The sequence below is a fragment of the Rhodococcus sp. KB6 genome, from assembly GCF_001445685.1.
Taxonomy (GTDB): Bacteria; Actinomycetota; Actinomycetes; order Mycobacteriales; family Mycobacteriaceae; genus Rhodococcus_F; species Rhodococcus_F qingshengii.
Genome location: NZ_LNAK01000149.1, coordinates 1 through 24,412, shown reverse-complemented (window position 1 = coordinate 24,412; position 24,412 = coordinate 1). Strand labels below are relative to the sequence as shown.

Sequence of the window (24,412 nt, the reverse complement as noted above, 5' to 3'; positions counted from 1 at the left end):
CAACACTTCTCTGGTGCCGTCGATCGACACCCCAGTCGCGACGACGAGGGCGTGAGAGACCACGTGGGCACCGATCCGGACCTTGCAATACGTCGCGTCGAGAAAGATGTACGGAAAGCTGGTGTGCGTCAACGTGCGTTCGCGGAACCTCGCGATCTCGGTGTCGAGACCTGCGCAGATCCTCGAGACCTGGGATTTCGAGATTCCCGAGTCGACACCCAGCGCGGTGACGAGGTCGTCGACGTTGCGGGTGGATACGCCGTGGACGTAGGCCTGAAATGATCACCGCGTACAGGGCCTGATCGATGCGCCGACGTCGTTCGAGCAGACTGGGAAAGAACGACCCGGAGCGCAGCTTCGGGATCTGAACCTCGATGTCGCCGCTGGTGGTTGCGACGGTCTTCGGCCGGTTTCCGTTGCGATAGTTCGTGCGCTCGGCAGTGCGTTCGTAGCGGCCGGCGCCGAGGACCTCGGTGGCTTCGGCATCGATCAAGGCTTGCAGTCCGGTGCGGATCAGTTCGGCGAACACGCTCGCTGGATCGGCGCCCTTGAGGACATCGAGCTGAGCGATCAGGGCAGAATGATCGTGGGTCATCGCGTGGATCCTTTGGTCGAGTCACTGGTCAGGTAACTCGTTCATCACTACGCGATGGCCCACCCACAGAACCGGAACGACACGCCCCACCTGCGGCTACGCTGTCTCACCGAATGTCCACCACCCCAGGGGACTTACCCCGAAGCGATGGTCCGCATCGCCATGATCGTCCTCAGGACCCGCCGACTCGCCCGAACGTGACCGGTTCTCAAACACGTTCTAATAGAGCTATTCACCGCTCTACTGGAGTTGCAAGATCTGATGTATCCCGAGTTTTCCGGAGTTCGTTTGTTTTACTTCAGGTATTGATGCACCCGAGAGAGGTTCACGATGCCCCGTCGTTATCCGCCTGAGTTTCGCCGGAAAGTCCTCGATTTGTTGAAGTCAGGCCGCACGGTCGCCGAGGTCGCCGCAGGTCTCGATGTCACCGAGCAGACCATCTACAAGACATGAACCGCGCCCTTCCGTTGGCGAAGAATGCACAGCGTCCCGATCGGCTTCCGCTTCGCGTACTTGCCGGCGGTCTGCGGCTGGACGCAACCCTGCCCGGAAAACCTCATGCCTGGGCCCGCTTAGTTTCTCTGCACTGTGCAATCCTTTGCGGCCGAACTTGAACGGACCCGATGGTTTGTTGGCCAACTAACCTGCTGTCGAAATCTCGCTTGGTGGCTGTCGATGGGATTGGTTGTTGCAGCGCGTCTGGAGCGAGTGGGTCCACGTCTTCGCCGAGAGACCCTGGTCGCGGCCACCCGAGGATGGTGTTGCAACCGTTCGGCGGCTTCGTCGGCGGCAGTGGTCCGGGTATTCACGTTCGAGGCCGAGTGCGGCGGCCATAAGCAGCCCGAATGCCGAGTGTTTCTGCTGGCCCAGGGCCTTGGCCAGGTGTTGTCAAGTTGTCTGGAGTACAGCAGTTTTGGGGTGCGGCAAGGCATCGCACGGGGAGGTCGGTCAGGGAGCGATGGTTTGTTCGGTGACCTGATCCCATACCTGGAATCGGATGGCCAGTTCGGTGCGGTGGTCGGTGGCAGCCATCCGGTGCCGGGGTGGGCGGAAGTGCGGCGAGATCCGGCTGAACACTGCGAGGAATCGTTGTGCTGAGCTGACAGTGCGGAAGCCCTTCATCGCTCGTTCACGTTGGCGGGTGGGTTGGTGGGAGTTCTCGCACCGATTGTTCAAGTATTTGTTTTGCCGGTGCTCAGTTGTCGACATCATCGTCCGGTGGGCAACACGATACGAAGCGAGCTTGTCGGTGATCAGCACCCGCGGCGGGCGAGCGTGCCGCTTCAGGAGTTTCTTGAAGAACCTGGTCGCCGCCGCCTTGCCGTCCCGCTTCCCTTGGATCAGAATGTCGAGCACGTTTCCGTGCTGGTCCACCGCCCGCCACAAATACTTCTGCATGCCGCCGATCTTGATGAACACTTCGTCGAGATGCCACTTGTCACCTGGTCGGGGCACCTTTCGTCGAAGCCGGCGGGCGTACTCGGGCCCGAACCTCGCGCACCAGGTGCGGATCGTCTCGTACGTCACCTCGACCCCGTGCTCGGCCATCAGTAACTCGATGTCGCGGAACGAGAGGGTGAATCGGTGGTACAGCCACACACAGTGCGCGATGATCTCCCGCGGAAACCGGAACCCCTTGTACGTTGACGACACCCGTAGATCATCCCAGATCAGCGGATCTCAACAACTTGACAATGCCCCCCCCGACCCGATGTGGATAGTTCTCGATGAGCGTCTGGCGAGTCATCAGAGTTCCTTTCTGAACGGCGGGCGGGTACGAACCGGGCTCTTGCTGCGCCAGTGGGATGTCAGCGCCGTTCGTCAAAGCTCCGCCGCTGACCGTGTGAGTCTCGCTCGGGACTGGCTTACCCATTGCGCAAGGAATCGGGAGAACCCGTATGGGCGAAATCGGTCCGGACGAAAGGACGCTGCTGTGTGATGACCTGTTTGCTGAGCATGAAATCACGGGGACGATTGATGCAGTCTGCAGCAAGGAGTTCGCCACCACGGAGGTAGAAGCAGCTGAAGCTGCGGCCTACGGTCGGATCGCCGCTTAGAACAACTTGGTCATATCCACAGCTCAGACCGGCAATCTGGAGTTTGACATCGTACTGATCTGACCAGAACCAGGGCAGCGACACTGCGCTCTTGGACTTCCCGCAAAGGGTAGCCGCGGCGAGTTTCGCCTGATCGGTTGCTCCGGGTACGCACTCCAGCCGGACTCGGCGACCGTATCGAGAGATGTACTTGCTGGCACAGTCTCCGGCGGCAACGATGGCTGGGTCACTGGTTCGGGCGTGCTCGTCGATCACCACACCATCGTTCAGGGTCAAGCCCGCCGCCTCGGCGAGTTCTGTTCTCGGTTCAACACCGATACCCACGATGACCAGATCAGTCGGAATCGACTCGCCAGTAGATAGTGTGACCTCGCGGACGCAATCGTCTCCGACTAATGCTGCGACTTTGGCGCCCGTCCGGATATCGATGCCCTCCTCTCGGTGGATCCGCTCGAAGAACGTTGATACGTCGGGAGCAGTGACCCGCTCGAGGACGCGAGTGGTCGCCTCGAGCACGGTGACTTCCAGGCCCAGTGCCCGTAGCGAGGCGGCCGTCTCAAGTCCGATGTAGCCGCCCCCGACGATCGCCACCCGCCGCCCGGGGGCGGCGGACGTGCGGATCTTCTCGACGTCTGTGGCGGTACGAAGGTAATGGACCCCGGCGAGCTCGAACCCAGGAACGCGGAGCTGACGAGGGCGGGCTCCCGTGCACAGCGCGAGCTTGTCGTATGTCAGTGTGTCGCCGGTGCTCATAACGATGTGCCCAGCCGAGCGGTTGATCGCCTCCACGTGCGCGTCCAGAAGCTGGATGCGCTGCTTGGAGTAGAAGTCCGAACTGCGGATGGTGATCTCGTCGAGTGAGCATTTGCCGGCCAGGTAGGACTTCGACAGCGGAGGGCGTTGATATGGAGCTGCCGACTCTTCGCCGATGAGGACGACCTCACCGCTCCAGCCTTCTTGGCGCAGACTCGCCGCGAGTTGGGCTCCGGCATGGCTGGCACCGATGATGAGGGCTCGCTGCGATGTCATGTGCCGGACTTGGGGGTCAGGCGCACCATCATCTTGCTGATACCCCTCACGAAGTTGGACTGCACGTACTCGGGTTCGCCGACGACCTCGATGTTCTCGAAGCGGGGGAGCAGCTCTTCCCAGAGAATTCGCAGCTGCATTTCGGCCAGTCGGTTGCCCATGCACCGGTGTACGCCGAACCCGAAGGCGATGTGGTTGCGGACGTTGGCCCGGTCGATGATGAAGTCATCGGGCCGCTCGAACACACGCTCGTCGCGGTTGCCTGAGGCGTACCACATCACGACCTTGTCACCCTTGCGGATGAACTGACCGTTCAAGATAGTGTCAGTCTTGGCGATTCGGCGCATGTAGGCCAGCGGCGTTTGCCACCGGATTATCTCGGAGACCATGGTGGGGATCAGGTCAGGGTTGGACTTGAGCTTTTCGAACTGGTCTGGGAACCGGTTCAGCGCCAGAACGCCACCACTCATCGAGTTCCGGGTCGTATCGTTCCCTCCGACGATCAACAGAACAAGGTTGCCCATGAATTCCATTGGGCGGTCGACCAGATCTTTGGTGTTCTCGTTGCTCTGCAGCATGGTGATCAGATCGAAGCCGGGTTCTTCCCCAGCTGCTGTCCGAGCCTTCTTGTCATACCACAGAGAACTCAAACCTCGCGCCATCTCGCGCATTCCGTCGAACGTCTCGTCGAGGTCCGCAGGACCACCGTTCGCTTCCTCGAACGAAGTCGCGATATCTGACCAATGAACGAGTTTGCGACGTTCCTCGTATGGGAAGTCCAAGAGCGTCGCGAGCATTCGAGCTGTCAGTTCGATCGAGACAGCCTGGACCCAATCGAACGGCTGATTCACCGGCAAGTCGTCTAGTACCTCGCGAACCCGAGACCGAATGAGCGTCTCCATCTCACGCAGGTTCTTAGGCGCGACCACCCCCTGCACAGCTGCTCGCTGCACGTCGTGGCGCGGTGGGTCCATCGCGATGAACATCTCGATATCGAGAAAGCGAGGCGGGGACCCGATCACTATCATCGGTTCGGCGGAGAAGACCTCATGGTTCTTATCGACCGCGACGATGTCTTGGTGCCGCATCACTGACCAAAACGGCCCGAACGCGCTGTTGGGCTGAAAGTGGACCGGAGCCTCGTTTCGCAGGCGCTCATAGTAGGACTGCCAGCGGCCTTGGCGATAGAGAAAGGGATTACTGAGGTCGATATCGGCGAGTTCGACGTCCTCGACGGGAGGGATGGGACTCTCTACGAAGAGTTTCTTCCCATTCGTCTTTGTCACCCAGCGCCGAGTCCTGTCGTACAGATGGGCGCCTCGGATTTGAAGATCCATCGGAATGGCCGACCGGATTCTGTCCCCGACTTCTACATGATTGCTTGACACGACTCTTGATCCCTTCGTCGTTACATCTGGAACTCTGGCACCTGGACGACCAGGCCGTCCCAGTCCGCGGACGCGGTCATCTGGCACGACAGTCGGGAGGTCGGCAGCCTTTCCGGGTTCATTGCGAGCATTTCCTCTTCACTTGCTCCCGAGAGGCCGACCTGTTCGGACCACTGCGGACCAACGATGACATGACACGTGCCGCACGCGGCTTCGCCTCCGCAGTCAGCGTCGATTCCGGGTACTGCGTTGTTGACGGCGATCCGCATGAGTGACTGCCCCTCCTCCAAGGGCACCACGTGCTTCTCTCCCTCATGTGAGACGAAGGTTACGTCTGTCATCGCTGGCTCCTGCGTGGTTGTTCGGGTAGTAGCTGCTCACAGCATTGCTAACAACGACGACTGCGGCTAGGTTGATTGAGGGCAGAAGCTTGTTAGTTTGGCTCAGAAGGCGGGGGCGATGAATCTTGATCGCGAGGGCGTGCCACCGCTCGTGTTCGCGCAGTTACTTGAGAGCCCAGTTCTGGAGCAAGACGCCGTTGCACGGTTTCGCGAGATCATGGATCGTGAGCGAAGCGACGTCGAGTCACTTCTCGCCATCAACGCCCAAGTTCCCCTGCGGTGGATCAGGGAAGCCTTGCCCGATCTCGACGTCGACCAAGCAACGACCCTCGGTTTGGCGTTCGCCCAGCATGCTCATCTGACGTCCTTCGGACCATTAAGCGTCCCACTAGTAAGCGCAGGTTCCGCAGGCGAGATATTGGATTTGCTTGCCTACCTGCCGCTAATAACCCCAGCCCTGAGTGCGCAGTTCTACGCAGGTGGATACGGAGTGTCTGTCGCGCTCAATGGGCAGACGGGCGATCGAGTCCTGGACTCCCTAGTGGTCACCTACTGTGGTGCGGTCCTGCTGAGGCTGCTGAATATACTCGTTGGCGATGCACCAGACATCACACTCTCGCTGGGTTGGCCCGCTCCGGAAGGTCTGCCCGTGGATCAGGATTGGTTAGCTGGTCGCCTGGTATTTGACGCTTCACTGTCCATTCTGCATTTTCCCGTTGACGCGGTCAATCACGTCTGCCGGTTCTCTGACCCCGTGGCGTATCGACTCGCTAGCGGTGACTTGCAGCGAAGGCTCGACGAGCGGAGTAAAAACTCCTCGTATTCGGACAAGGTGAGACGTCTGATAGAGAAGCGTCCCGCAGATTGTGGAAGTCAGTGGATTGCAGACGAACTCTCCATCTCTACGAGCACACTTAAGCGGCGCCTCTCTGAGGAAGGGATGACCTATCGCGGACTGCGCCAATCGATCATTCGTGAGTACGCGATTCTTCGTTTACTGGACGGATCTGTGTCCGCGAGCGAGATCGCCACGGACCTCGGTTACAGCGACCTCGCCAGCTTTTCACACGCTTTCAAGCACTGGACCGGCCACCCGCCGACGGGGTTCCGTCGTAGGTAGCGCTGCCTCTTGGTTGACTCGTACAGGGCAACTGGCGATGCACGGTGCCTTCCGCTTCGCCCGTTCTTTGGGCGTGGCGTTCAATATCTTCAGGCTCCGCCGACATCCTCGACGTATTCGGGCCTGGTGCTCGCGGCGGTGAGTTTGGCCTAAGCCCTTGAGTTTCTCTGTGACTGCAAAAAGTGTTCAACCTCGACCACGATGAACAGGGCAGTGGCAGTAATAACAGTGCGGCCCTCTGCATCCTCCATCGTGGACGTGAGGTCCAATTTCCGGCCCTCGCGAGACCGAACTGCAGCGCGCAGGATGTACGGGGTGTCGAGTAGTGCTGGCGCAAGATACTCGAGCTCGAGACGGCGCGTCACGGCGAGCTCGCCGACCGAATAGAGCAAGAAGCCGAAGAGGTCGTCAATCACGGTCGCTACCGCGCCGCCGTGTGCAATGCCGGGTGCCCCGACATGGCGCTGGTCGAACTGGTGGTGTGCGATGACGCCGTCTCCGTCACGCCGTACCGAGAGGAAGTGACCATTCGGGTTCTCTGGTCCACAGCCAAGGCAGTTGGGGTGGTGGGGAGGAAGCTCGGAGGAACCGGATTCCATGCGCGTAAACGAGCGCACCCAGGTGTCGATATCGGTACCTATCGGCCCGCCGGCCTTGTCGCGAAATGTGTCCATGTCCAGACCTTCCTGTCGATGAAGTTGTGCTGGGTGTGACATCTCTGCTCATGGCGACGGAGATATCGCCGACACCCGCACGTCCGACCCGTGACCCAACCTCGACCGGGACGTCCAAGGGGCCCTGAGGCCCGATGCGGGTGGCCTGAGCAACTGGCTGCCGACGGCACGATAGTCAGGTCGACAAGGCCGACTGAGCCGGGACACCTTGTACTGTACGAACATACAGTATGCGGTACCGACGTATAGTCTAGTGTGGGGTCCGTAGGCTCGACCGCAACTGAAGGGGAACCGCGTGAATCGTTCCGCACCAGGCGCCGCGGGCCAGGATCTCACTGCCAAGGCGCGCATCCGCAACGCCGCACTGGATCTCTACGCCGCCAACGGCGAGGACGGCACTTCGTTGCGAACCGTGGCGACCGCGGCCGGAGTGACAGTGGGTCTCGTGGTCCATCACTACGGCACAAAGGACGGCCTGCGCGAGGCGGTCGAGCGACTGGTCGTAGAGCATTTCGCTACCGCACTTGCCTCGGCGCCCGTGGACGTCCCAGGCGCCGACATCGCCCGGATCCGCAACGATGCGGTTGCCGACATGCTGGTCAGGCGTCCCGAGGTGGTGAACTACCTGCGCCGCGCGTTGCTAGATCCCGGCGGTCAGCGAGGTGAGTTACTCGAACGGCTCACCGAGCTGACACACCGGGAAGTGATAGCTATGCGGCAGTCTGGTGCGGCGTCTAGGGTCCGCGCCGATGCTGTTCAGGTGGTCGACGTCATCGTCACTCAGCTGGGCCGTTTGTTCCTCCAGCCGCTCGTGGACTCGATGTGGTCCCATCTTGGGACGTTCACTCACACCGAAGGCGACGACAAGCCGGAACTGAGTGTTCGCGTCACCGAGACATTGGCACCGCAAGGAACGCCGCAATGACCTTGGTCATGGAAAGTCGCTGGCTTCGAGGCCGGACGATGCCGCGAGCAGCCGCAGTCGAGAATAGTTGCCGCGTGACGGCCACAGTGGACTCCACTCTTAGGGGCAAGAAAACGAGATCCTGTGGCACGCCGTTGCCTATCTGTCGCAGGCGAACCCGCCAGACGGCGATATGCCCGTGTGGGGCAAGAAGGTCGGCTTTCGGAATGTCTCCGACCACGCCCACACAGGGGGCAACGGAATCGCGCACAGCCTCAGACCGAGCAGCTCCACCAGTCGCGCCCACCGCGCCTGCTGATGAAGTGCCGAGTTCTGAGGTGCCGAGTTGCCAGTGCGAGACCGGACGAACGTGCGAGCAGTTCGGGGAGCGGTCGAGTTCGCGAGATTCACAACTCGGGATCGTTAGCTTGTCATAACGTACAGCTATCGGCAGGCCATTTGTAGAGGAGGGCACGGTCATTACGTCAGGCGCCGATCGCCGTCTACAGCGTCGGATAGACCATCGTGGTTCCGGCTCTCAAGATCACGGTGCTCACCGCCCACACCCCGAACCCACCACGAGTGTGCGGAAGCTTGTGCGGTGCGGATCGGGGTCCGGGCTCGACCGTCACACTCACTGACATCAACTCACTGATCCCGGTTCACAACTATCCTGCCGCACAGGGGTCTGGGGAGCGGGGCAGCGCCGGGGTACGCTTGCCCGGCACAATTTCATACTCGTCCACACGGGAGTCCGCTTCGGAGCGCGGGCTGAGAGGACGACCAGCCGGGTCGTCGACCGTAGAACCTGTCCGGGTCATGCCGGCGTAGGGAGATCTGAGAACGCCATGGGCACACACACGTCCGCCAACGGCACCAGCACCGCCTCGATCGAGGCCGTGACCTGCGGTCCCATCCATTCCAGCACGAAGACCTACCTCGAAGTCTCCGCGGAGGGCAGCACACTGCGCGTGCCCGTCCGGCGGATCTCGCTGACCAACGACACGACGTTCGACGTCTACGACACCTCCGGCTCGTACACGGGTACTCCAGCGCGCAGGAGTGCCACGACCTCGCCGCCGGCCTGCCGCCCACTCGCGGGGGCTGGGCCCACCCGGGGGCCGTCCCCGCCTCGGCGGAGGACTCCACACCGGTGCGCACCCAGCTGGCCTGGGCGCGAGCGGGGCTGATCACGCCGGAGATGCGCTTCATCGCCGAGCGTGAGGGAATTGACGCGGAGGTGGTGCGATCCGAGGTGGCCGCCGGCCGCGCCGTCATCCCCGCCAATCACCGCCATCCGGAGAGCGAACCGATGATCATCGGCAAGCGCTTCCTGACCAAGATCAACGCCAACATCGGCAACTCCGCGGTCACCAGCTCCATCGCGGAGGAGGTCGAGAAGATGGTGTGGGCCTCCCGGTGGGGCGCGGACACGATCATGGACCTGTCCACCGGCCGGGACATCCACGAGACCCGCGAGTGGATCATGCGCAACTCCCCCGTCCCGGTCGGCACGGTGCCGATCTACCAGGCACTCGAGAAGGTGAACGGCGACCCGGTCGCCCTGACCTGGGAGTTGTATCGGGACACGGTGATCGAGCAGTGCGAGCAGGGCGTGGACTACATGACGGTCCACGCGGGCGTGCTCCTGCGGTATGTCCCGCTCGCCGCCAAGCGGGTCACCGGGATCGTCTCCCGCGGCGGCTCGATCATGGCCGCGTGGTGCCTGGCGCATCACCGCGAGTCGTTCCTTTACACCCATTTCGCGGAGCTGTGCGAGATCCTGGCACGGTACCACGTGACCTTCTCCCTGGGCGACGGCCTGCGCCCGGGATCGATCGCCGACGCCAACGACGAGGCCCAGTTCGCCGAACTCCGCACCCTGGGTGAGCTCACCGGGATCGCCAAGCGGCACGGTGTCCAGGTGATGATCGAGGGCCCGGGACACGTGCCGATGCACATGATCGTCGAGAACGTGCGCCTGGAGGAGGAGTGGTGTGAGGAGGCTCCGTTCTACACCCTGGGGCCGCTGGCCACGGACATCGCACCGGGCTACGACCACATCACCTCCGCCATCGGGGCCGCGCGGATCGCCGAGGCCGGCACGGCGATGCTCTGCTACGTCACGCCCAAGGAGCACCTGGGTCTGCCCGACAGGGATGACGTCAAGACCGGCGTGATCACCTACAAGATTGCCGCGCACGCGGCGGACCTGGCCAAGGGTCATCCGGGTGCGCAGGCGAGGGACGACGCGCTCAGTACCGCACGGTTCGAGTTCCGGTGGATGGACCAGTTCGCCCTGGCGCTCGACCCGGACACCGCGCTGGCCTACCACGATGCGACGCTGCCCGCCGAGCCGGCCAAGACCGCCCACTTCTGCTCGATGTGCGGACCCAAGTTCTGCTCGATGCGCATCTCCCAGGACATCCGCGACTACGCCGCCGAACACGGGATGGAGACGGTCGAGGCGATCGAGGCGGGGATGGCCGAGAAGTCGGCGGAGTTCGCCGAGCAGGGATCCCGCGTCTACCTACCGATCAGCCAGCAGTGACCTGCTGATCCGCCGGCGACGTCCCGTCGTGCGGACGCCAGACGGCCCGAGAGTGTGTGCACTCCCGGGCCGTCTCCTCGGGGCGGCTCAGGCGTCCCGGCGCAGGGTGATCACCAGACCCCCGACCCACAGCGCCACGCAGACCCCGGCGAACCACGCGAACGCGGGCCACTCACCCCACGTGATGAACCCGCGCACGGACTCGCCCTGCGTCCAGAAGTCACCGTTGGCGAACGGAATCCACGTTGATGGAGCGAGGAACTAGACGGCTCCACTTCACAATCGAAAGCCTTCACCTGTCAGCCGAACCTGGGGAAGATGGTCTCGGCGCCGGAGAGTAGGTCGCACACCCCGGCAACGGTGACCTACCGGTCGTCGCCGTGTTCGTACGTACTGGGGTGGCGCCCACGACCAGTCCGCCTTCGCGCGAGACCAGGTACAGCGGCCGGCCGCGCACGCACGCACCGCCCCTCGGGGCGGGTCCTCGCACCGAGCCGGGCGCGCAGCCGGAGTACTTCTCCTTGACCGGACGCACGATGCAACTGACGAGTCTGTCCGGTATCCGCGCAGGTCAACGATATGCCGAGGATCGCTATTCGGCGGACTTAGAGACACGACGTCCAAATCGAGACACCTCCATGGTCATCCTGGGCTGGGCTATTCCGCAGGTTAGGGAGGGTCTCGAAGCTGCGCGCGAGTGGAGGGCTCAAGGTCCGGCGATGATTCACCGGAGGCAATACGCAACTTCCGTTTGACATAAGGCCCGGTTATCGGTCCATGCTCGTGGCCAACACCGACGCCGGGATCGACGGTCGGTTACATCTGGGGGCAGCGGTCCTCGGGCTGCGCTGTCAGCGAAGCGGTCCCGCCGGGGCGGGCGAATCCGGCCGTCGAGGCAACCGGCGCAGGTACTCATCCCAGGTGAGCTCCCATCACCGGTGACGTTCGAGGTTTCGATGGCGGTCAGTGAGGTGATGGGGCGACGTCGTTGTCGAGAAAGTCCTTCAATCCGCCGCTGAAGACGTCGTTGTCGTCGCCGGCGACCATATGGCCGGCCTCGGGGACGTCGATCAATGTGGCGGTCGGGATCAGCTCGATTAGTTCTTTGGCGCCTTCTTCGCTGACCACGTTCGATTGCGTGCCACGAACGAGCATTGTGGGAACGGTGATCGCGGCTGCGGCGTCCCGGGCGCGTTCGTATCGCACGATGGAGTCGACTTGGCGGGTGGGTTCGTCGCCGTGGCGCAGAAATGCCGGGTCCCAATGCCAATACCAGCGGCCCTCACGCAGGCGCAGGTTTTTGCGCAACCCCTGCGGGTTGGGGGTGCGGGCTCGGTTTGGGGTATACGCCGCGATCGCTTCGGCAGCGTCGTCGAGGCTGTCGAACCCATCAAGGCCGCTGTGCATGAACGCCATGATCGCCGCGGTGCCGCCTGATTCGACCTTCGGTGCGATATCGACCAACACCAGACCACGAGCGAGCTCGGAATTTTCCCCTTGTCCGATCAACGAGGTCATACCGCCCATCGAGGCACCGACCAGTACCGGCGTTTGCCCCAACTCGCCGATGACCGAGGTCAGGTCGGCGACCAACGCATCGATGCCGTAATCGCCGTCCGGTGCCCATTGGCTTTGCCCGTGGCCCCGTGCGTCTAGGGCGAGTGCGGACCAGCCGTCCGCAGCGAGAGTGCGTCCGGTGTTTCGCCAGGAATGCCGGGTCTGCCCGCCGCCGTGCAGCAACAGCACCACACCTTTACTCCCGGCGCCGGAATCGCCCGCGGCCGCCGGTGGATCCCACCGATCGGCGGCAAGGGTGACACCGTCACCGCGGAACTTGGGGTGTGTGACTACGGGATCCATGACATTTCCTCCCCAGCATGATCGAGTGGAGCATCTCCAGTCATGGTGCCGTACGGGGTGAACAACGAGGCACACCGCACTGGTCCCCGGTAGTGGGCAGCAATGCGCGCTCGCGTTGAAACATCCGGGTCTTCCTCACGTCATCTCGCCATGACTGGAGACCCAACCTGCATGGTCAGTACGCCTAGCCGATGGCCAGGCCGTGGCCAGCAGGTGGTGGCAGTGGTTAGCTCCGGCCCTTGCATCGACCACGTGGGCCGTGCTGGCAGTGGCCACCCTAGGTAGGCTTTGTGAAACTCGCTGTTCCACGGTGACACGATTTGCGTGTCGGCTGAGGTAATCGACCTTCAAGAGTCGTCTTCCTGTCCTGAGAAGGGGATCGTCGTGTTTGTCCACATCACCTACACCCGTGATGGTGACGTAGTCGCGTCGTGCACACGAGCGATCCCTGATCGGAAGCGGCCGCGGTGAGCGCTCCGCTGCGCTCGTTTCTTATCGTTGCTGGAGATGACGAGAAGAAGCTGGGGAAGGTGGCCGAGTCGGGGGCAGATGCGGTGATCCTTGATCTGGATGATTCAGTCTCAGCCGCGCGGAAATCGATCGCACGGGGGCTGGTGGGGGAGTTCCTCTCCAGCCATGCCGATGATGCCTCGATGCCGCAGCTCTGGGTGCGAGTCAACTCCTTCGGCACAGGGTCGGTACTGACGGACCTGGCCGCCACGGTGACTTCCGGAACGTCGGGAATCATGATCCCCGAGGTCGACGGCCCTGCCGATGTGCTTCGGGTGCATCACTATGTCGAGGCGCTGGAGAAGTCGGTCGGCCTTGAGCCTCAGGGGGTCAAGCTCATGCCTGTGGTGACCAAGGCCGCGCTCAGACCGTTCGGTCTGGGCGACTACTCAGCGGCGGCGATGCCGAGATTATACGGTCTGACCTGGGGAGCAGGGAATCTCGATGCGGCGCTCTGGAAGGCAACGAACTTGACGCCTGAAGGAAACTGGACACAGACCTCCCGGCTTGTCCGGTTGCTCGCCCTGAATGCGGCACGGGCTACCGGCGTCGAGGCCGTCGAGACGTTCCATGTAGATACTCGGGACGCCAAGGGGCTCGCCGAGTCATCGCGCAGGGCGCGAGCGGAGGGTTTCAGTGGCCGCATTGCGATCCATCCGGCGCAGGTACGAGTGATCAACGAGGCGTTCACGCCGACCACTGATGAAATCGACTCCGCTACGCACCGTTAGCCGCCGGGAATCGCTCCGCACGCTCAGCGATGCCGCAGTCGAAGACGCGATCCAGGAGATGGGGTAGCGGCGGGATGGCCAGGGTCAACGCGCCGAAGCAATAAGTCGAAGCGTATCGCTATTGACCCTTTCGAAACGTTGGAGTCGACACGAGTTTTCGGACACCGCTGGACAGGGGAAACGCATTGGCTCGGTGAGTGTCGCGCAATCGATCTTGGTCTCAACAGGTCAACGCATCACCGACGATAACGGATCAACCCCAGAAGATCGGATCGCCACCGTTTTCGATGTGATCGAGTAAATCCTGAATATGAGGGCTCGGATCCAAAAACTGGTAGCGGTGAAATTTGAGGTGGCGATCCCGCCAATACAACGTCCACAACCCGGTTTTCTTCGTGTAATACAGGCGGGCGATCGGAAATCGCGTCCACTCCGCGCCGAAGTCCTCCCGCCACGGCGGCCGGCATTCGCAGATCGTCACATGACGGGGCGCGATGTCACATTCGACCTGGATCTCATGCCGATACTGTTCCGGCACTCGACCCGCGCAATACTTCACGACCCGAGCGACATCGAGCTCAGGAAGACCGGTGGCAGCCATGCCCACCATCATGCCAACCGCCATCGGTGGCCGACTTCGCTATCCGGTTGAGCCGGAACCGAGCACCTGTTCTTCTCGTTGGCATGGACTGTCCCAATCGAGCACCCGACGAGGTCGATCGTTGAGTCTGGTCGCGACCCTATTCAGGTCATCCTGGGTGAAACTGCGCAGGTCAGCGTTCTTGCGCAGGTACTGCCGCAGCAACCCGTTCGCGTTTTCGTTAGTCCCGCGTTGCCATGGATGATGCGGAGCGCAAAAGTAGACAGGCATGTCGAGCGTTGCGGTGATGCGCTCGTGTTCGGCCATTTCCCGTCCCCGATCCCAGGTCAACGAACGACGCAGATGCGCAGGTAGCCGGCCTAGATAGGCAATCAGCGCATCCGCGACCGTCTCGGCCCGGTACCCGTCAGGCAATGCCACCACATGCACGGCGCGTGATTGCCGATCTACCAGCGTCGCGACCGCTGACGGGCGGATTCCGAACACGAGGTCACCCTCCAGGTGCCCGGGCTCACTACGATCGTTTGCCGCAGCTCCTCGAAGATCGATCGAAACCATATTTCGTATCCGCCCACGACCGTGGGAGCGTTTCTTCCCGCGAGGTCGACGTATCGGCCGATCGGTACGCAGTTCGTGAAATACAGTGCTGTCGAACACTTTCCGCGACGGTATGTAGAGGCAACGGTAGATCGTCTCGTGCGAGACCCACATCTGCGGATCGGCCGGGTACTCACGCCGAAGCCAGACGGAGATCTGTTTCGGTGACCACTGTTTATGGAGCTTGTCCGTGATGACTGTCCGCAGAATCGGCCGGGCACACAGGATCGACATTTTAGGGCGGCGGGCACGGACATACGCCGCTGCATCCGCCGGGGCCGCACGGTAAGCGACACGACCGCCGTTGCGGGCGATCTCGCGTGCAATCGTGGACGGGGATCTTCCGAGTGTCTCGGCGATCGTCCGAGCGCTGTCACCTGAGGCAATTCCGCGGGATATTTCTTCGCGTTCACCTGCGGTGATGTGACTGTTTCTTCGTGCTCGTGGGACGGGTCGGATACCGCCGGACTCACGTAGGAAACGACGAATTCGGGGCATCGTTTCCCCGAGGACTCGCTCGATTTCTCGTATCGATTCTCCACGGCGGTGAAGATCCCAGATCAGGTTCTCCTGCTCCACGGTGAATCCGAGCGCTTTGCTGCCCATCCATGCCTCCACGGTCACGCATCATCTCACCGGTAGTGATGCGTTGACCTGTTGACACCAAGATCGTTTGACGGACGATCGAGTATTTCAAGTTGTGAGATCGGTTCTTGAGTGGCGCTTCCTCGGGCGCCCGGTCGCAGCGTCTTTCGTGCCAGGCGCGCCGATTGTCGGTGCCCAGGCAGGTCGCGGTAGGGAGCCGTCAAATAGAGCGCTGGCCGAACCGGTACCCGGTCATTCATGCGGCCAAGGAGCATTGACATTGTGCTCCAGCTCACATACGGTCCTCAACATATTCAGATGAAAATAATTCATATGGATATGTCCGGGGTGGCGCCAACTTCGAGTGCCACCATCTACTGCCGTCCCATCTACAAGGAGAGTGTCTTCATGGCGCTGTCAGTGCAAGAACTTCTGGCGGACAAGGGCATACGCCCGCCGCAAGACAAGATCGCCCAGCTCGAGTCGAAGTGGGCCGAGATCGTGGAGCGTCGCGGTGATCTCGAGAACGTGGCAGTTGACGACGCGGACATCTCTGTTCGCAATATCCCGGGAGGCGACCATGTCCGCTAACGAACTCGTCACCAAGTCGGTGACCGAACTTGCGCCCCTGATCGAGAGCAAGCAGGTGTCACCGGTGGAGGTCACCACCGCTCTGCTCGACCACGCCAAGGCTCTCAACCCGGAGATCAACGCCTACATCAGCTTTCGCGAGCAGGCGTTGGCGGATGCCCGGCGGGCCGAGGATGAGATCAGCCGAGGTGACTACCGCGGAGTCTTCCATGGAGTCCCCTTGGCACTGAAAGACAATCTGTACGTGGGCGGCGAGGTCACCACGATGGCCTCGAAGATCCACAAGGACTTCGTACCCGCAGAGGACGCTTCAGTGGTGCGGCGGCTCAGGAAGGCCGGCGCCGTGCTCACCGGCAAGCTCAACATGCACGAGTACGCGTGGGGCATCGATAACAACAGCCCGCACTTCGGCAGCGTCCAGAACCCGTGGAATCCGGCGAAGGTTCCGGGGGGCTCCAGCGGCGGTTCAGGTGCAGGCGTGGCGGCGCACATGACCTACGCGACCCTGGGTACCGATACTGCCGGCTCGATCCGGATTCCCTCCGCCGCGTGTGGAATCGTCGGCCTCAAGCCCACACACGGGCGTGTCCCCAAGGACGGCTGCTTCCCCCTGGCTTGGACTCTCGACCACATCGGGCCGATGACCAAGACTGTCGATGATGCCGCAGCGATGCTGCAGGTGATCGCCGGGTTCGACGGGGCGGATCCGACAGCGGTGGACACGCCGGTCGGGGACTACACCTCAAATCTCACCGGGGATGTCTCCGGATTGGTGATCGGCGTCGAGGAGGACTACTTCTTCCGAAATGTCGACACCGAGATCGAAAGACTCGTGCGCGGCCAGATCGACGAGCTCGTCTCCCGGGGCGCCAGGGTGGAGACGGTCAAGATTCCGACTCTGCGCCACTCGGAATGGGCGGAGCTCGCAACCAGCCTGTCGGAAGCATCGGCGATCCACCACAACGACCTGCTGAACCGTCCCGACGACTTTGGGCCCGACATCCGCTTCCTCTTTGAACTGGGCGAGTTGTTCTCCTCGGTGGACTACCTCCAGGCGCAGCAGGTTCGGCGCCAACTCAAGAACGACTTCAGAGCGGCCCTCTCGAAGGTCGATGTCCTGATCGCCCCGACCCTGCCAGTCATGGCTCCAGACATCGGATCCTCCGAGGCCGACCTCAACGGAACGAAGGTCGATCTCATCGACTCCTTCATCCGGTTCACCGGGCCGAGCAACCTGACCGGTCTGCCCGCGATGACCGTTCCGGTCGGTTTCAACGGCGACCTCCCCGTCGGCCTCCAGATCATCGGCCGGTCCTTCGACGAGCGCACCGTGCTCAATGTCGGCAAGGCGATCGAAGCCGGCGGACCCATGAGGGATCGGACTCCTCCCGTCCTTCGCTGAGCCTGCTCGACCCACTGCGCCTGCCCGACCCGGGTACCCGGACTGTCGATGCCTCCCGGCACCGCAGCCCGGTCACCCGGGTCGGTTGGGTGTTGCCTCTCCTCACCGAAGGGATGTCACATGGTTCCCGTGGCACTGTTGTTCGTAGGGGCGGTGCTCCTGGTCAACGGGTTGGTCTTCCTCGACCGGGTCACCCCGAAATCGGCCGTCGCGATCAATCTCCTCACCGGCGCGCTCCTGGTCGGCACGGCACTTGTACTGGTTCTGCCCTCGGACAGCGCCTCGCCCGACGGCCTGGCTTCTGCGGTGGCGGCCGGAGGTTTCGCATTGTTCGGCTTCACCTACCTCACCGTCGCGACCAACTCGATCTCGAGCGCTCCCGGATCAGGGCTCGGCTGGTACTGCGGTTGGGCCAGCGCGGTCGCTCTCTTCCTGTCGATGGTGCACTTCCTCCAGATCGGGGACGCCCAGCTCGCTTGGCTATGGCTGGCATGGGCCGTGCTGTTCGCCGCCTTCTTCCTCGCCCTGGCCACCCCCGCAGCGGAGTGGATCGGCAAGGCGACCGGGATGCTCGCGGTTCTGCAATCGATTTCCACAGCGAGCATCCCCGCGGCCCTGATGCTCACAGACAAGTGGGCGGACACACCGGTGCTCGCGATCGCCGGCACGCAGATCGTCGTGGTCATCGTCTACGTTTTCCAGGTCGCCGATGCTCGGCGGCGGTACAGATCGACCGCGACCCGCCACCGCGCGCCTGCGACGATTGCGAACTGAGAACCACACCGGAGGTTTCATGCGATCAGTGGTGCTGTCGGCCTTGCTGATCGGAGTGCTGATCGCCTACGCACTGTTCGCGCCCCGGGCCCAGACGATTGAACTGCTTGGTCGTCTGGGCCCCATCATGCTGTTCCTTGCCACCATCTCGATCGTGATCAACCTCGCTGCCGCGGCAGGCTTGTTCCACCGGGTCGCCGGGTTCGCGGCCAGAGGTAGGGCCGCCAGCGGACCGGGGCTTTGGATCCTGGTCGTGCTACTAGCCGTGGTGTCCACGACCTTTCTCTCCCTTGACACCACCGCTGTGCTGGTCACGCCTCTGGTGCTGGCGCTCGCAGCACGAGCCGGCAACGATCCGGTACCTCTGGCCCTGACGGTGGTGTGGATCGCCAACACGGGATCGCTCCTGCTTCCAGTCTCCAATCTGACCAATCTGCTGGCGGTGGAGACGGGACTGTTCGATGGGACGAGCCACTACGTGAGACTCGCCGCCATGCCTGCGGCTGCATCGCTCGCGGTGACGGCCGGGTTCGCCTGGGTGGTGTTCCGTCGCCGCCTACGCACTCCTCGCCGAGCCCCGGATGAGACCCGGGGGGCGAGCGGTTCGGGACCGCCCCACCCTCTGCTACCGCTGACCGGGATCGTGGTGTCGGCGCTCCTGCCGTTGCTCACGACCTCGATCCCCTTCTGGTGGTCGACGTCGACGGCGGCCATCATCCTGGTGGTGGCATTCGCACTCGCTGATCGATCAGTATTGCGCCCGAACCTGATCCCGTGGACCGCTCTGGCCCTGGCGGTCGGTCTGACCGTTGCGGTTCAGTTGGTTCACTCCCTCGGTGTCGAGGACCTCGTTCGCGGCGCGTACGCGCACCTGGACGGCTCTGCCAGCGCGCCCTTCGTGTTGGCCGCAGCAGGCGCGGTGTTGAGCAACGCGGTCAACAACATTCCCGCGTATCTCCTACTAGAGCCCGCGGCGGGTTCCAGCCCCGACCTGATCGCCCTGCTCATCGGATCGAACTTCGGGCCGATCGTGACCCCCTGGGCCTCCCTGGCCACGCTCTTGTGGGCCGATCAGCTGCGCCGAGCCGGACTCGCGGTCCCGTGGAAGCAATTCGTTGTCCTGGGGATACCGCTGGCGGTGAGTACGGTCGCGGTTTCCGAGCCGCCCTCTCCCTCTCCCCGGGCTGATCCTCCGATAGGGACCAGGCGCCGCTCAGAGAGTGGCAACCACCTCGAAGTCCAAGCCGCTCGCCTGAGCCATATAGATCTGCTGCCGCGCTTGATTCCCGTCGAATCGAACGACCCCCCGCGGACTGTCGAACTCCAGCCCGTCAATCTGGGCGTCACAGCGATCCGGGTCCAGGCCTCCTGCCCGACGCGCAAGATGACTCAGTGCGTAGACCCCTTGGTAACAGGACTCCGCCATGTTGTTGAGAGCCGGCGCCTCATGACCGTTGGCGTCCACGTAGTCGCCGATGAACCTCAACGAGGACTCCGTATGCAAGGTGCGGAAGTACGCCGCCGACGCGAACAGGTTCTCCGTCGTCTCGGCGCCTCCGGCGAGAAGCATGTTCTCTTCCATGAGTGGACTGAACCGGAGTATGCGGTGATGGAGGTCGCGGGCGGCGAAGTGCCGGTTGAAATCCACGGCGTCCTGCCCGACGAGCAATGTCAGCACTGCGTGACATCCGCTCTGCGCAGCAGTCGCGGGCAGCTGGGGGTCGTCTGCCCGGCCCATCGGCACGAACGACGAACCGACGATGTCCAAGCCGAGCGCAGCAGCGAACTGCTCGATCAACTGATGCGTACGTAAGGGCCAGATGTAATCGGCACCGACGACGTACCACGACCGCACACCATGGTGGTCGCGGAGCCACCGCATCGCTGGGTATATCTGCTGTTCAGGAGATTCCCCCGAGCAATAGACGTTGGAGCTGACCTCACCCCCCTCGTAGAGCGAGGTGTACATGTACGGGATCCGGCCGCGGACGACCGGTGCGAGATGTCGACGGATCGAGGAGATGTGCCACCCGCTGACCGCGTCGAGGCGGCCAGCATCGACCATGGCGGAGACCTCGGCTGCTATCGCCCGAGGGTCGCGACCGCCGTCGATGTACTCAAGCTGGACTTCACGCCCGTCAAACCCGGTCCCAGAGTTGAGCTCACGGCCCGCGAGGTCGCTGACGGCCATGCACGAGGGGCCGAAGATGCCACCCGGTCCCTGTAGAGGGATCACCATGCCAACCCGGTAGACCTCCGAACGGTGGCGTGACTCGGATGCTAACATCGAATCCTCTCGGGTAATGCCGTCGGAGTTGCGCCGTGTTGCCCCCTCCGTCTCGCAACAGGGAATGGCACCGAAAGGCAGGAGACTCAGTGACTCCCATGGACTCTGATGGGTCTTCGGCCCAGATGACGACGTCTTCCAGAGACATAGCCACACTCAGCTCATCATCGGCGCTCGTCTCGCTGCTTCAGGCTACCAAATCGCTTGTGACCTCGCTCACTGCCATCGGTTCGGAATTCAACCTGACCGCCGACGATGTACTCGTGCTCGATGCGCTCGCCCGCCACGGGAACCAGTCCATGGCCGAACTGTCGCGTCATGCCGTCACTTCGGGAGCCACTCTGACGCGGTCCGTCGACAGGCTGGTCTCCCAGGCACTGGTCTACCGCGAGGTGAGCGCCGAAGATCGCCGCCGAGTCGAGGTTCACCTCAGCGGTAGGGGTGCTGAAACTCAACAGGCACTGACCGCACAGCTCGCCGACCTCAACGCGGAAGCTGGCCGTCTACTCGGAACCCCCGGCTCAGTCCCGGACTGAGCTAGCACTCCACTGCTCGACGGCGACTCGAGATGGACCTGCTTCGGCGTCGAGCTCCGCTGTTACAAAGACAGTCATGTGTCGCACATGGTGGTGCTTCGCGCGACACGCTAGTGCGACATGTCTACGGGGCGCCGCGCCTCGGTCGGAGCACTGTTGATCTGCACGGCTCGGTTGAGGATCGTCAAACAAGACATTCAACATGCGGTATCTCGTGCTCAACAGAGGGACTGGTGCGCGGATGGGTGACCCGGTTAGCCGCTCGGCTTCAGGGGCCTGATGGGTCAAGGTTCGTCCCCAAAAGAAGAGTCAGGTATCTCTGAAACCGCATCAACGGGGCTGGGAATAAACCAGATGTGCCTGATTCGGGTGTCGGCGCTCTTCGGCTTCGGGCGCGGGGCGTTTCACTTCAGCACACCGAGCGCCAACGCCCAAAGGAAAACGAGTCCGCCGTCCAACAACGCGATTCACGTCTCGAGGGCCAGACTTGCCACTGTCATCGGACCACTCCAACCGATTCGGCCCGATTGCTTGTCGCGGCATTGAGGCCGGCCTGGCGACCGGTGCGACGGTAGTAACTCTTGGCGCAAAGGTTCTGGTGATGCCAGTATGCGCGTAACGTCAAGGGAAGTTCGGGCATCCAGAACGCCTCCTCGATGGGTTCTGCCGGCTGATGCGCACCGATCTCGATGTCGGCAAAGACGATGCCGGGGCCGTCGACGGTGTTGCGCGAGGCCAGGACGCTGCCTTCGGCATCGACGATTTGCGTTGCCCCGACGTAGTTCGTGTCGTACGGCGCTGTCATCGATGTGCCCGGTAGGAGCATGAAGTCGGTGCGAAACTGCCCGCAATGGGATGCCTGCAGGACCGGAGCTCCGACTCGGCGGGCAAACTCGGTGGGGGCATTCTCCGAAAGGTACCTGTTGTATTGCGTCAAAGGACCAAACATGCGGTCAACGAGCCCGCCCCAATTGCTGGGGAGCGTCCACCAGTGGGTGCCGGTCATGACGACATCGACTCGGCCAACGAGCCTGCGGGCGGTCTGATTGCGGATCAGCTCCCAACAGACGGCCGCACCCATGCGGCCGAGGCTGGTTTCAAACGCTCCATCGTCGTTTCCGGGGCCGTAGAAGGCGTTTTCCCACATTGTGGGCAGATCCTTGTCGTGCAGATGGGTCTTGCCATCGGGCTCAAACAGGTGGTAGCGGTTGTAGATGCTGTCGCCCTCGGCGATCAGCATGGAGCCACCAATGTGACAGCCATACCGTCTTGCTGCTGCTTTGAACATGTCGACCGCAGCATTTTGTGGCGGGAGAACGCTCTGATGAACTTCACCGCGAAACGGCAGCGGAGACGTCGCGAACTCGGGAACCCCAATGAGCTTGGCGCCTTTGCGGGCCGCTTCGGCGATCATGGCGTCCAGTCGACGCATATTCTCAGCGACATCGCCGGGCACCCCTTCGAACTGGATGGCCGCGGCCTTCGTGGGTTGCGCTGTGTCGCTCATCGAAATCTCCTGAAGTTCTTTGACGGGATTGTTGAGTCCGGGGGAAGGTTTTTTGGCTCCCCGTATTCTGCAGAAGCGAGACCTGCCTTGCCGAACATATGGCTGTTCGGCGTCTGCCGGCAGGCGTTTCGCGCACGGCGATGAGGCAATTCGCGCTCAGGGTTACCGAGAGGGGACAAATGAAGCAATTTTTCGTGGATGGTCCTGAAGAGTTGGAATTGGCCTGCAGTGAAAGTTTTGTGCCGCTGCGCGTGAATTCGGCGACCGATCAAGTCAAGGGCAACCTCCGCCATGTACAAGTGACTGCGGATGTCGGGATGGCTCGCGGAATCTGCAGTACGTCGGAACTTGTCCGAACGCAGCGGATCATCGCTCAGGAGCCTCACGAGTACGTTCTCTTATCGCTGTTCACCGATGGTGCCGGAGCTGTCAGGCAGTCGGACCGTTCAGCGGCCGTCAGACCGGGCATCGGTGCGCTGTACGACACAACACGACCGTATACCTTGAGCTTCGGGCAGCAAATGACACAACTGGTCCTCCAGGTGCCGTATTCTTCTCTGGGTTTGCGCCGAAACATCATTGAGAACGTCGTTGCGCGCCCACTCATCGCCGACAAGAATCGACCACTGCGAGTGCTCCGATCGATGATCGAAGTCGTGACTGAAGGGGCAGGCAACGATGAAGGCGATGGTGATTCGCTGGCTGATGTGGCGGTGACCCTGATGCGGTCGGCCATCGCAGCGGAAACATCGAGCGGAAGCGAAGGCAATCTCAGCCGTGACGCCCACCGTGAATTGATGGTCCATTTCATCCACGCAAACTTCGCGGACCCGGAACTGACGCTGGCCGATGTGGCCAGGGCACACAACGTTTCACTTCGGTACCTCCAATCGACCTTTGCCGAGGTCGGTTGGTCGCCAGCTTCGTATTTGCGACGGTATCGTCTTAGCCGCGCCCGCGAGCTGTTGCGCCGCGGTTCCACGGTCTCATTTGCGGCCTCACAGTGCGGGTTTGTCGACATGGGCACGTTCAATCGTGCGTACCGACGCCAACGCGGCTACTCGCCCTCCGATGAATACGGTCGCGAAGAAAGTCGGTAATCCGGAATGGCCACTTAACCCGGACGACTGAGACGGGTAGGGGGCCCCACTACGAGGAGGCCCGCTACCCGTCTGAGTGATTCAGTCGCCGGATAGGCTCAGTGCGTCAGAGGGTGGGGTGGTGGCTTCCCCAGTCAGTGGCAGCTTCTAGGGCGGCCGACAGACGGAAGGCAGCCAAGATCTACAACTCGGCATCGTTAAGTGGAAGGGCTGCGTATCACTTTTGGTCTGCCGCGAGGATTTCGGACAATGGAGATGACTATTTCAGGCCGCGATCGCGGGCTGCTGATAACTGTAATGGACATCGTTCGGGAATCGGTATCCGAGCGCTGAATGTCGACGTCGCGGGTTGTAGAAGCCTTCGATGTATTTGATGATGTCTTGTCGCGCTTTGGCTTTGGTGGAATAGATCGTGCGGTAGACACACTCGTTCTTTAGCGCCGCGAAGAAACTTTCGGCCATGCTGTTGTCCCAGCACACCCCGGTCCGTCCCATCGAGGACCGCATGCCCAGAGAGCGCACCAGCGAGCGGTAGGCGCGTGAGGTGTAGACGGCGTATTCAACCGGTCGAAGCAACACGTTGCTGTTGAACCGATCGTAGGTGTTCGTCCCAAGCTTCAGCGGGGGTTCGCCAATGGAGTCGTTTCCGTGGTCGGGTGTTGAGAGCATGGG

At 62.2% G+C, this 24,412-nt stretch carries 19 protein-coding genes, 4 pseudogenes and 1 riboswitch; of the genes and pseudogenes, 11 read left to right on the top strand and 12 right to left on the bottom strand.

Features of this window, described 5'->3' with window-relative positions; translation table 11 throughout:
- A pseudogene (locus ASU23_RS25595) lies at positions 1–595 on the bottom strand (transposase); the annotation flags it as partial.
- Positions 596–925: 330 nt separating this feature from the next.
- On the opposite strand from ASU23_RS25595, the gene ASU23_RS34055 reads away from it, so the two are divergent.
- On the top strand, positions 926–1,048 hold the full coding sequence (locus ASU23_RS34055; protein WP_007732562.1) for a transposase: 123 nt from the start codon (positions 926–928) through the stop codon (positions 1,046–1,048).
- Between the two features lie 495 nt (positions 1,049–1,543).
- Here the strand turns inward: ASU23_RS34055 and ASU23_RS25585 are convergent, their stop codons facing one another.
- The 4 genes from ASU23_RS25585 to ASU23_RS25565 form a co-directional block, all read right to left on the bottom strand.
- Positions 1,544–2,248 (bottom strand): IS6 family transposase, encoded by a 705-nt coding sequence (locus ASU23_RS25585; protein WP_058038998.1) that lies wholly within the window; start codon positions 2,246–2,248, stop codon positions 1,544–1,546.
- Positions 2,249–2,460: 212 nt separating this feature from the next.
- The gene (locus ASU23_RS25575; protein WP_058038996.1) at positions 2,461–3,681 is read right to left on the bottom strand and encodes an NAD(P)/FAD-dependent oxidoreductase; all 1,221 of its coding nucleotides are present in this window, start codon (positions 3,679–3,681) and stop codon (positions 2,461–2,463) included.
- Positions 3,678–5,018, bottom strand: a complete 1,341-nt coding sequence (locus tag ASU23_RS25570) for a cytochrome P450 (RefSeq protein WP_058038995.1) — start codon at positions 5,016–5,018, stop codon at positions 3,678–3,680. The genes ASU23_RS25575 and ASU23_RS25570 overlap by 4 nt, the downstream gene beginning before the upstream one ends.
- A gap of 71 nt (positions 5,019–5,089) precedes the next feature.
- Entirely contained in the window at positions 5,090–5,410 is a 321-nt protein-coding gene (locus ASU23_RS25565) for a 2Fe-2S iron-sulfur cluster-binding protein (protein WP_058038994.1), read from the bottom strand.
- A 118-nt stretch (positions 5,411–5,528) separates the two neighbouring features.
- On the opposite strand from ASU23_RS25565, the gene ASU23_RS25560 reads away from it, so the two are divergent.
- Positions 5,529–6,530 carry an AraC family transcriptional regulator gene (locus ASU23_RS25560; RefSeq protein ID WP_058039001.1) on the top strand — a complete coding sequence of 334 codons (1,002 nt, stop codon included), beginning with the start codon at positions 5,529–5,531 and terminating at the stop codon, positions 6,528–6,530.
- A gap of 149 nt (positions 6,531–6,679) precedes the next feature.
- On the opposite strand, the gene ASU23_RS25555 is transcribed toward ASU23_RS25560, so the two are convergent.
- The gene (locus ASU23_RS25555; protein WP_058038993.1) at positions 6,680–7,204 is read right to left on the bottom strand and encodes a PaaI family thioesterase; all 525 of its coding nucleotides are present in this window, start codon (positions 7,202–7,204) and stop codon (positions 6,680–6,682) included.
- 295 nt (positions 7,205–7,499) lie between these two features.
- On the opposite strand from ASU23_RS25555, the gene ASU23_RS25550 reads away from it, so the two are divergent.
- Together ASU23_RS25550 and thiC are read left to right on the top strand one after the other, a co-directional pair.
- The gene (locus ASU23_RS25550; protein WP_058038992.1) at positions 7,500–8,129 is read left to right on the top strand and encodes a TetR/AcrR family transcriptional regulator; all 630 of its coding nucleotides are present in this window, start codon (positions 7,500–7,502) and stop codon (positions 8,127–8,129) included.
- A 715-nt stretch (positions 8,130–8,844) separates the two neighbouring features.
- Positions 8,845–8,960: riboswitch (TPP riboswitch) on the top strand.
- Positions 8,957–10,659: pseudogene (thiC, locus tag ASU23_RS25545) on the top strand (phosphomethylpyrimidine synthase ThiC). Its footprint overlaps the riboswitch before it by 4 nt.
- A gap of 963 nt (positions 10,660–11,622) precedes the next feature.
- Here the strand turns inward: thiC and ASU23_RS25540 are convergent.
- The gene (locus tag ASU23_RS25540; RefSeq protein ID WP_058038991.1) at positions 11,623–12,519 is read right to left on the bottom strand and encodes an alpha/beta fold hydrolase; all 897 of its coding nucleotides are present in this window, start codon (positions 12,517–12,519) and stop codon (positions 11,623–11,625) included.
- Between the two features lie 467 nt (positions 12,520–12,986).
- Between ASU23_RS25540 and ASU23_RS25535 the strand changes: the two genes are divergently transcribed.
- Positions 12,987–13,760, top strand: coding sequence for a CoA ester lyase (locus ASU23_RS25535; RefSeq protein WP_058038990.1), 774 nt, complete (start codon positions 12,987–12,989; stop codon positions 13,758–13,760).
- A gap of 253 nt (positions 13,761–14,013) precedes the next feature.
- On the opposite strand, the gene ASU23_RS25530 is transcribed toward ASU23_RS25535, so the two are convergent.
- On the bottom strand, positions 14,014–14,361 hold the full coding sequence (locus ASU23_RS25530; RefSeq protein ID WP_058039000.1) for a DUF3024 domain-containing protein: 348 nt from the start codon (positions 14,359–14,361) through the stop codon (positions 14,014–14,016).
- Between the two features lie 39 nt (positions 14,362–14,400).
- A complete protein-coding gene (locus ASU23_RS25525) occupies positions 14,401–15,564 on the bottom strand; it encodes an IS30 family transposase (RefSeq protein WP_058038989.1) in 1,164 nt (387 codons plus the stop codon).
- A 297-nt stretch (positions 15,565–15,861) separates the two neighbouring features.
- Between ASU23_RS25525 and ASU23_RS25520 the strand changes: the two genes are divergently transcribed.
- From ASU23_RS25520 to ASU23_RS34965, 4 genes and pseudogenes are all read left to right on the top strand, one after another.
- A complete protein-coding gene (locus ASU23_RS25520) occupies positions 15,862–16,134 on the top strand; it encodes a hypothetical protein (RefSeq protein ID WP_253741480.1) in 273 nt (90 codons plus the stop codon).
- Positions 16,124–17,536 (top strand): Asp-tRNA(Asn)/Glu-tRNA(Gln) amidotransferase GatCAB subunit A, encoded by a 1,413-nt coding sequence (locus tag ASU23_RS25515; protein ID WP_058038988.1) that lies wholly within the window; start codon positions 16,124–16,126, stop codon positions 17,534–17,536. Before ASU23_RS25520 ends, ASU23_RS25515 begins: the two co-directional genes overlap by 11 nt.
- Before the next feature lie 120 nt (positions 17,537–17,656).
- Positions 17,657–18,310, top strand: a complete 654-nt coding sequence (locus tag ASU23_RS25510) for an AmiS/UreI family transporter (protein ID WP_058038987.1) — start codon at positions 17,657–17,659, stop codon at positions 18,308–18,310.
- Positions 18,246–19,454 (top strand): annotated as a pseudogene (locus ASU23_RS34965) (SLC13 family permease); the annotation flags it as partial. The gene ASU23_RS25510 and the pseudogene ASU23_RS34965, both read left to right, overlap by 65 nt.
- Positions 19,455–19,523: 69 nt before the next feature.
- On the opposite strand, the gene ASU23_RS33590 reads toward ASU23_RS34965, so the two are convergent.
- Complete coding sequence (locus tag ASU23_RS33590; protein ID WP_082661474.1) at positions 19,524–20,597, bottom strand: substrate-binding domain-containing protein; 1,074 nt, start codon at positions 20,595–20,597, stop codon at positions 19,524–19,526.
- A 206-nt stretch (positions 20,598–20,803) separates the two neighbouring features.
- Here ASU23_RS33590 and ASU23_RS25495 point away from each other — a divergent pair, with 206 nt between their 5' ends.
- A complete protein-coding gene (locus ASU23_RS25495) occupies positions 20,804–21,133 on the top strand; it encodes a MarR family transcriptional regulator (RefSeq protein ID WP_058038984.1) in 330 nt (109 codons plus the stop codon).
- Between the two features lie 496 nt (positions 21,134–21,629).
- Here the strand turns inward: ASU23_RS25495 and ASU23_RS25490 are convergent, their stop codons facing one another.
- Positions 21,630–22,640 carry a carbon-nitrogen hydrolase family protein gene (locus tag ASU23_RS25490; protein ID WP_058038983.1) on the bottom strand — a complete coding sequence of 337 codons (1,011 nt, stop codon included), beginning with the start codon at positions 22,638–22,640 and terminating at the stop codon, positions 21,630–21,632.
- 98 nt (positions 22,641–22,738) lie between these two features.
- Here ASU23_RS25490 and ASU23_RS25485 point away from each other — a divergent pair, with 98 nt between their 5' ends.
- Positions 22,739–23,740 carry an AraC family transcriptional regulator gene (locus ASU23_RS25485; RefSeq protein WP_082661472.1) on the top strand — a complete coding sequence of 334 codons (1,002 nt, stop codon included), beginning with the start codon at positions 22,739–22,741 and terminating at the stop codon, positions 23,738–23,740.
- Between the two features lie 264 nt (positions 23,741–24,004).
- On the opposite strand, the pseudogene ASU23_RS25480 reads toward ASU23_RS25485, so the two are convergent.
- Positions 24,005–24,295, bottom strand: a pseudogene (locus tag ASU23_RS25480) (integrase core domain-containing protein); the annotation flags it as partial.
- Between the last annotated feature and the right edge of the window lie 117 nt (positions 24,296–24,412).

Bases quoted from the DNA above. Each gene is read 5' to 3' on its own strand.
- ASU23_RS34055 (WP_007732562.1), top strand. From the start codon at position 926: ATGCCCCGTCGTTATCCGCCTGAGTTTCGCCGGAAAGTCCTCGATTTG.
- ASU23_RS25575 (WP_058038996.1), bottom strand. From the start codon at position 3,681: ATGACATCGCAGCGAGCCCTCATCATCGGTGCCAGCCATGCCGGAGCC.
- ASU23_RS25570 (WP_058038995.1), bottom strand. From the start codon at position 5,018: ATGGATCTTCAAATCCGAGGCGCCCATCTGTACGACAGGACTCGGCGC.
- ASU23_RS25565 (WP_058038994.1), bottom strand. From the start codon at position 5,410: ATGACAGACGTAACCTTCGTCTCACATGAGGGAGAGAAGCACGTGGTG.
- ASU23_RS25560 (WP_058039001.1), top strand. From the start codon at position 5,529: ATGAATCTTGATCGCGAGGGCGTGCCACCGCTCGTGTTCGCGCAGTTA.
- ASU23_RS25555 (WP_058038993.1), bottom strand. From the start codon at position 7,204: ATGGACACATTTCGCGACAAGGCCGGCGGGCCGATAGGTACCGATATC.
- ASU23_RS25540 (WP_058038991.1), bottom strand. From the start codon at position 12,519: ATGGATCCCGTAGTCACACACCCCAAGTTCCGCGGTGACGGTGTCACC.
- ASU23_RS25530 (WP_058039000.1), bottom strand. From the start codon at position 14,361: ATGGCTGCCACCGGTCTTCCTGAGCTCGATGTCGCTCGGGTCGTGAAG.
- ASU23_RS25525 (WP_058038989.1), bottom strand. From the start codon at position 15,564: ATGGGCAGCAAAGCGCTCGGATTCACCGTGGAGCAGGAGAACCTGATC.
- ASU23_RS25520 (WP_253741480.1), top strand. From the start codon at position 15,862: ATGAAAATAATTCATATGGATATGTCCGGGGTGGCGCCAACTTCGAGT.
- ASU23_RS25515 (WP_058038988.1), top strand. From the start codon at position 16,124: ATGTCCGCTAACGAACTCGTCACCAAGTCGGTGACCGAACTTGCGCCC.
- ASU23_RS25510 (WP_058038987.1), top strand. From the start codon at position 17,657: ATGGTTCCCGTGGCACTGTTGTTCGTAGGGGCGGTGCTCCTGGTCAAC.
- ASU23_RS33590 (WP_082661474.1), bottom strand. From the start codon at position 20,597: ATGTTAGCATCCGAGTCACGCCACCGTTCGGAGGTCTACCGGGTTGGC.
- ASU23_RS25490 (WP_058038983.1), bottom strand. From the start codon at position 22,640: ATGAGCGACACAGCGCAACCCACGAAGGCCGCGGCCATCCAGTTCGAA.
- ASU23_RS25485 (WP_082661472.1), top strand. From the start codon at position 22,739: ATGGCTGTTCGGCGTCTGCCGGCAGGCGTTTCGCGCACGGCGATGAGG.